General features: G+C 55.9%; 7 protein-coding genes and 1 pseudogene. 2 read left to right on the top strand and 6 right to left on the bottom strand.

The features are described from left to right. Window positions 1–134: 134 nt before the first annotated feature. The 4 genes from sutA to glnK all read right to left on the bottom strand — a co-directional run bounded on the left by sutA (window position 135) and on the right by glnK (window position 2,918). Window positions 135–461 carry a dormancy-specific transcriptional regulator SutA gene (gene sutA, locus AC1Q9F_RS16580; RefSeq protein WP_007951900.1) on the bottom strand — a complete coding sequence of 109 codons (327 nt, stop codon included), beginning with the start codon at window positions 459–461 and terminating at the stop codon, window positions 135–137. A gap of 102 nt (window positions 462–563) precedes the next feature. Further along, the gene (locus tag AC1Q9F_RS16575; protein WP_011336526.1) at window positions 564–989 is read right to left on the bottom strand and encodes a secondary thiamine-phosphate synthase enzyme YjbQ; all 426 of its coding nucleotides are present in this window, start codon (window positions 987–989) and stop codon (window positions 564–566) included. 215 nt (window positions 990–1,204) lie between these two features. After that, a complete protein-coding gene (locus AC1Q9F_RS16570) occupies window positions 1,205–2,542 on the bottom strand; it encodes an ammonium transporter (protein WP_007951904.1) in 1,338 nt (445 codons plus the stop codon). 37 nt (window positions 2,543–2,579) lie between these two features. Then, on the bottom strand, window positions 2,580–2,918 hold the full coding sequence (glnK, locus tag AC1Q9F_RS16565) for a P-II family nitrogen regulator (RefSeq protein WP_002555808.1): 339 nt from the start codon (window positions 2,916–2,918) through the stop codon (window positions 2,580–2,582). A gap of 398 nt (window positions 2,919–3,316) precedes the next feature. Here glnK and AC1Q9F_RS16560 point away from each other — a divergent pair, with 398 nt between their 5' ends. After that, on the top strand, window positions 3,317–3,577 hold the full coding sequence (locus tag AC1Q9F_RS16560) for an accessory factor UbiK family protein (RefSeq protein ID WP_007920416.1): 261 nt from the start codon (window positions 3,317–3,319) through the stop codon (window positions 3,575–3,577). 747 nt (window positions 3,578–4,324) lie between these two features. Here the strand turns inward: AC1Q9F_RS16560 and AC1Q9F_RS16555 are convergent. Then, entirely contained in the window at window positions 4,325–4,579 is a 255-nt protein-coding gene (locus tag AC1Q9F_RS16555) for a HigA family addiction module antitoxin (protein WP_492620203.1), read from the bottom strand. A gap of 755 nt (window positions 4,580–5,334) precedes the next feature. Here AC1Q9F_RS16555 and AC1Q9F_RS16550 point away from each other — a divergent pair. Next, window positions 5,335–5,460: pseudogene (locus AC1Q9F_RS16550) on the top strand (magnesium chelatase domain-containing protein); the annotation flags it as partial. Between the two features lie 49 nt (window positions 5,461–5,509). On the opposite strand, the gene AC1Q9F_RS16545 reads toward AC1Q9F_RS16550, so the two are convergent. Next, complete coding sequence (locus AC1Q9F_RS16545) at window positions 5,510–6,598, bottom strand: DNA cytosine methyltransferase (protein WP_492620204.1); 1,089 nt, start codon at window positions 6,596–6,598, stop codon at window positions 5,510–5,512. Between the last annotated feature and the right edge of the window lie 47 nt (window positions 6,599–6,645).

The following is a 6,645-nucleotide window of genomic DNA, read 5'->3' as shown; positions in this document are numbered from 1 at the left end:
CTGCGTTTTGTGCCCGAATCCATTGCACCCTCCTGATAAGAAGCCAGAAGGTGTAAACCTTATTCAGGACGAGACATCGCCCATGAAAAAGCCCGCAGCGACGGCGGGCTTTTTCAGCAAGCAAGCGACACGCCTCAGATAGGGCGGCTACCGTACTTGTTGTCCGGCTTCTTGGGCGGATCGGCGACCACGTTGGCCTCCACTTCCTGCACCTTGCCGCCGCGCGCAAGGAACTCTTCCATGGCCTTGGCCAGGGCATCGCGCTCCTTGTTCTTGGCTTCGATGCTCGGCAACTCGTCTACCGACACCGCAGCCTTGGCCTTGCCTTTGGCAGCCGGGGCCGGCGTATCGTCACCGCCATCGTCTTCAGCAACGTCTTCCGCTGCTGCTTCCAGACCGTCTTCGGCCTCGTCTTCGTCGCCTACTTCGAGGTCGTCGTTTTCCAGATCATCGTCGCTCATGTTCTACCTCATGACTTGCGAAAAGCAGATTAGTTATAGACCAGCTTTGGCGACTGTCGAAAGTCGCCGGAAAAAAATCGGTAACCATTGGTGACCAACGGTTTATGCCCCTTCACCGTGCAAGGTGGCGAGGACTTTACGGGCACCGCCATGATCACGGTGCTCGCCCAGGTAAACGCCTTGCCAGGTGCCCAGTGCCAGTCGGCCCGCCGTTACCGGCAAACTGATCTGACAGCCCAGCACGCTGGCCTTGAAGTGCGCCGGGAGGTCGTCCAGGCCTTCGTCGTTATGCTCATAGCCGTCTGCTCCTTGTGGGATCAGACGATTGAAAAATCGTTCGAAGTCGCGACGTACCGCCGGATCGGCGTTCTCGTTGATGGTCAACGACGCCGAGGTATGCTGCAGCCACAAATGCAACAGACCGACCCGGCATGCCTTGAGTTCGGGCAGGCCGGCGAGCAACTCGTCCGTCACCAGATGAAAGCCCCTGGGCCGTGCCCGCAGGGTTATCAGAGTCTGTTGCCACATACAGTTCTCCGCACGTTCGGGGCGCATTCTAGCGCGCTCTGGAAAAAAACAAAGGCCCTAATATTCCTTCAATGGTGTAAGCCTTTGGCCGCAGAAAAACACTCGTCGTAAACACGACCAAAGCAGTACGAAAAATCCTTTCAGCTGTATCAGGGAAGACAAATTCCAGACAAAAAAATGCCCGGCGAGCCGGGCAAGTTTTTTGCGGCGCGTGCTTACAGGTTGTAGCCGCGCTCGTTGTGTTGTGCCAGATCCAGGCCGACCGATTCTTCTTCCTCGGTCACGCGCAGACCCATCACGGCATCCAGCACCTTGAGGATGATGAAGGTGACGATCGCGGTGTAGATCACGGTGAAGCCGACGCCTTTGCACTGAATCCAGACTTGTGCGGCGATGTCGGTAACGGTGCCGAAGCCACCCAGCGACGGTGCGGCGAACACACCGGTCAGGATCGCGCCGAGGATACCGCCGATACCGTGCACGCCGAAGGCGTCCAGGGAGTCGTCATAACCGAGTTTGCGTTTCAGGGTGGTGGCGCAGAAGAAGCAGACCACGCCTGCCGCCAGACCGATGACCAGTGCGCCCATCGGGCCCACGGTGCCGGCGGCCGGAGTGATCGCAACCAGACCTGCAACGACGCCGGATGCGATACCCAGTGCGCTTGGTTTGCCGTGGGTGATCCACTCGGCGAACATCCAGCCCAGTGCAGCAGCGGCGGTCGCGATCTGAGTGACCAGCATCGCCATGCCGGCGGTGCCGTTGGCGGCCGCAGCGGAACCGGCGTTGAAGCCGAACCAGCCAACCCACAGCATCGCCGCGCCCATCAGGGTATAACCCAGATTGTGTGGCGCCATCGGGGTGGTCGGGAAGCCTTTGCGTTTACCCAGTACCAGGCAGGCAATCAGGCCGGCCACACCAGCGTTGATGTGCACCACGGTGCCGCCGGCGAAGTCGAGTACGCCCCAGTCCCACATCAGGCCGCCGTTGCCGGACCAGACCATGTGCGCGATCGGTGCATAGACCAGGGTGAACCAGATGCCCATGAAGATCAGCATCGCGGAGAACTTCATCCGCTCGGCGAACGCACCGACGATCAGCGCCGGGGTGATGATCGCGAAGGTCATCTGGAAGGTGATGAAGACCGCCTCGGGGAACAGCGCCGCCGGGCCGGTCAGGCTCGCTGGGGTGACGCCGGCCAGGAACGCCTTGCCGAAACCGCCCACGAACGAGTTGAAGTTGACGACGCCCTGCTCCATGCCGGTGGTGTCGAACGCGATGCTGTAGCCATAAATGACCCACAGGACGCTGATCAGACCGGTAATGGCGAAGCACTGCATCATCACGGAAAGAATATTTTTCGACCGAACCATGCCGCCATAGAACAGCGCGAGGCCAGGAATGGTCATGAACAGCACGAGGGCTGTGGAGGTGAGCATCCAGGCGGTGTCGCCGGAGTTCAGGACTGGAGCTGCCACTTCGTCTGCCGCCATGGCCAGGCCGGGCATTACGATAGACAACAGGGCTCCTAGCCCTGCGAATTTACGCAGAGTCATATTGTTTTCTCCTGGGGCGTTGGGTTTGTGGCGGCGTTTAGATCGCGTCGGTATCGGTTTCGCCGGTACGGATGCGGATCGCCTGTTCCAGATTGACCACGAAGATCTTGCCGTCACCGATCTTGCCGGTGTTGGCAGCCTTGGTTATCGCCTCGATAACCCGATCCAGATCCTTGTCGTCGATGGCAACGTCGATTTTCACCTTGGGCAGAAAATCGACCACATACTCCGCGCCGCGATACAGCTCGGTGTGACCCTTCTGCCGACCGAAGCCTTTGACTTCAGTAACGGTAATGCCCTGCACGCCGATTTCGGACAGCGACTCGCGCACGTCGTCCAACTTGAACGGCTTGATGATGGCAGTGACTAGCTTCATGAAACTCTCTCCCGAATTGGTGGACTTGCCCCAGGAAAACAAACCCGACTCAAGTCTAAGCGCAGTGCCTGGCTTTGTAACGCTTCGTTGTCGACGCCAGCTAACCGCTCCAGACGAAACTCCCCGCTCCGTCTGCCGCACTGCATTCGTCACAGCGACTGCATCAGTGCATGGGTCGAAGGTGACTAAGCAGAAAGCTTGCCATCTCGCCAAAAACCACTGATTTCAATCCCTTGGCCGCTGCCGCAGATGCCATCACCCAAATGGCACTCGGGATACGCACAACAACGGTGCGTGGCCGTGCATCCAGTTGCGCGAAAAGCGTGCATCCGTGCCTGCGCCAATGACTATAGACACTGCGTGATACACTGCCGGCCATTGTTTCCAGGACATATCCCATGCTCGCGCCCAAAGACTTCCTCGACGCCCTGAGCGGCACCGCCTCCCGCCTGTTCAGCGGCGACACGCCCTTGCCAAAAGCCGAAATCGAAAGCCAGTTCAAGATGCTGCTGCAAAGTGCGTTCAGCAAACTGGACCTGGTGAGCCGGGAAGAATTTGACAGTCAGATGGTAGTGCTGGCGCGCACTCGCGCCCGGCTTGAGAGCCTTGAGGCGAAGGTGGCGGAGATGGAAGCGAAGCTGACGCCGCCGGCTGAGTGAATATCGAGAAGCTAAAACCGCTCCTGCCGAGGCAGGAGCGGTTTCCGTCGGATCAATTCCTACAGCGAATTATTCCAACGGTCTCGCAGAATCTCATACAGGCGAAATGCCCATAGCGCGATCCTGACGAGGCGCCACATATGTTTAAGAAACTTAGACATATTTTGGCCCTCCTTGCGTGGGGCCAAACCTCCGATGCTCTTTCCGGCGTACGAACACCTTCGGGACTACACACGAGTGTGCCCACCAAGGCGGCCGGGTGTGGATCCCCCAAAACAACACCGGCACGGGTCTCACACCGTGTCGAGGAACATGAAAATCGTTATGTCCCGACCACACTTTGCGAACACTCGATGAGTGGGCATCGTCGCAGCGGATGGTATGGCAGACCTTGAAAAGCAATTTAAACAAGTTGTATCAAGTCATTAATCGAGTGCTGGCAAAGAGAGGGTTATGTCTCATTCCAGCTCACAATGGGTTGGCGAAAATTTCCCTGATGCTTGCGCCAACGATCAAACATGCATAACCTCGGGACACGCGAGTGTGTCCACTAAGGATGCGCAGGCCTTGGCCTCACCGAAGCCTGCAACTAAAAACCGTCTCCTCAAGGCGGTTTTTTTTCGCCTCGATATATCTACAACAATCGGTTTTTTGAGGAGTAGTCACAGCAACTGTTCAGCTCCCCGCCGTACGACCTTGGATTCAGATCAAGCGCAATGCGCCAGCCGCTCCACTTGATCACGGACTCTAAATTTCAGCTTTTCGCAAATCGTAATTCGACTGAAGATTCATCCAGAACTCAGGCGTGGTGTTGAGGTGAATGGCAAGCCTTATTGCCAGAGCGGCGCAGATCCTGAGCTGGCATTTCACAAGCTTCTCGATCTCGGGTTCAGGCCAGTTCGTGGGCATGGCCAAGTCCATGACAGTCATGCCCAACGGCTCCATGAATTCCTTATTCAGAACCTCACCCGGATGAATCGGGCGCATACCATTGCGGTCCATTTTTCGCCTCCAGAGGCTGCATTGAGCGGCCAAACTGGAGCATCCGACTTTGCGATACAAGACCATCGAGTCGCTTTCGCTGGCGTCCTACAACTATTAGGGCATGCCCCTACAAAAATCAGCGTCTGCGCCTGGTTATGCATTCCTTACGCCTGTCATTACATTAGCGACACCCATCAGGCTGGAGGTCTCTGTGAAGGATAAAAAGAGGAAGACAAAGCTACTTCTGATTGTTGAACTACACCTCGACGTACTCCGACTTGCTGGAAATATGTCAGCCAATCAACGGAGGTATATTGAAGTCGCCGTTACGTGCGGACCTGAGCTTGAGCCAAGTGGTCTGTTGGCAGGCAGAAGATACTGAATCAGAAAAAGAAAAAGGCGTCCGACAGGACGCCTTTTTTGTATTTGGAGGAGTAGTCGCAGCGATTCTTTAGCTCCTGGCTTTACAGCCTTGGGTTCAGAATCCGACGGACTGACCCGTCGTCACTACTTCAGAGAAACCAGCTTCTCTACTGCCAAAAATGCGAGGGAGCCTTGCTGGTGCCCAGTCCCGACAGATGCGCAACTGCAGTCCTCGAGCGCGAGAATCCTTTAATACTTCTCGAGAGTCAACGCTTCAGCGTGAGTGCATAGGCCCGCACAACCGCTTTCTGATACGTCTTGTAAACCTCTACTCAAACGCTAGAACCCCGCTCAACTACCCTTCAACAACCCGCAGGAAGCGGCCCCTCGATTCAACTCAAGGAACGACCATGTCCCTCGCCATCGTCCATAGCCGCGCCCAGATTGGCGTGGATGCTCCCGCCGTCACCGTTGAAGTTCACCTCGCCAACGGCTTGCCCTCGCTGACCATGGTCGGCCTGCCCGAAGCGGCACTTAGCTAGCGATTTAACAAATAAAAAAGCCCTCTTTTGAGGGCTTTGAATCTCAGGCAATCGCCGCATTTTTCCGCTTAGTAGTTTTGATGTCTGGAGGGAGGAATGGGCGAATGTTGCGCAACAAAGCCTCTGCAATGATCGGCGAAACGCTATTCCCAATCATCCTGAAGCTATGCCATATGGTTGGGTTGAAAATGAATGAATCAGGAAAGCCTTGAAGCCGTGCAGCTTCGCGTGGGGTGATTACTCGATTCTCATCGGGGTGCAATGGTCTAACAGATTGGTATGAGCCTCTGTCGCTACCTGTACCTGCTCGCAAGGTTGGGCACAGTCCGTCCCACGCTAGCCTTTTATGCTTGCCTACCTGATCCACACCGCCTTGCGGCACGGTCGAAAATCGCCGGATGGTTTCAGGTCTGTGAGTGGTTCGCTGATGTCCAGTGAAAAGCCCGTTTGGAGTGCGCATGCGAAGAGCATAGGGGGACGCCATAGGATAAGCGCCGTAGTGCCATAAGCCTGGGTCATTGCTTGATTGAAACGCAGAGACTAAATCGGCTATAGCATCTTTGACGCATACCTGTGGCGCGTCTGTGGCAATGATCTGATCAAGTGTCGGCACCTGCATTTTTTTCGGATTAAACCCAAAGACGAAAACACGCTTTCGCCTTGTAGGTGCACCGTAGTGGGATGCGTCAAGCAAGACTGGACCTAGGACATGCCATTCGCTTCCGAGGCGTGCCAGCCCTTCATCCAAGATCGGTCGATTCTCTGGGAAGGCCAGACCCGGTACGTTTTCCATAATAAAAAACGCTGGTTGGATCTCTTGAACCAGCCTGAAAAACTCACCTACCAGTGACCTTCGAGGATCATCAGGTAAGCGCTTTCCTATTCCGCTGAAAGCTTGGCAGGGGGGGCCCCCTACTATCCCATCAACCCCAGAGGGCAGATATTCGTGGAGCGTGCTCTGAGTCAGAACGCCTACGTCTGCATGCAGAAATTTCGTGGTCGGAAAATTAACCGGAAATGAGCTGGAGAGAATAGGATCGATGTCAACAGCTAGAGCCGTTGTGAACCCGGCGTTTTTTGAACCTAAAGCTAGGCCGCCACAACCGCTAAATAAATCAAGAAGAGTAGGCATTCGATGAGTCCGTGTGAGTACGCGGACGATACAGGATGCGAGACGTT

The sequence above is a fragment of the Pseudomonas sp. GW823-FHT04A03 genome (genome assembly GCF_058796615.1).
This window is presented reverse-complemented; position numbering and strand designations above follow the sequence as displayed.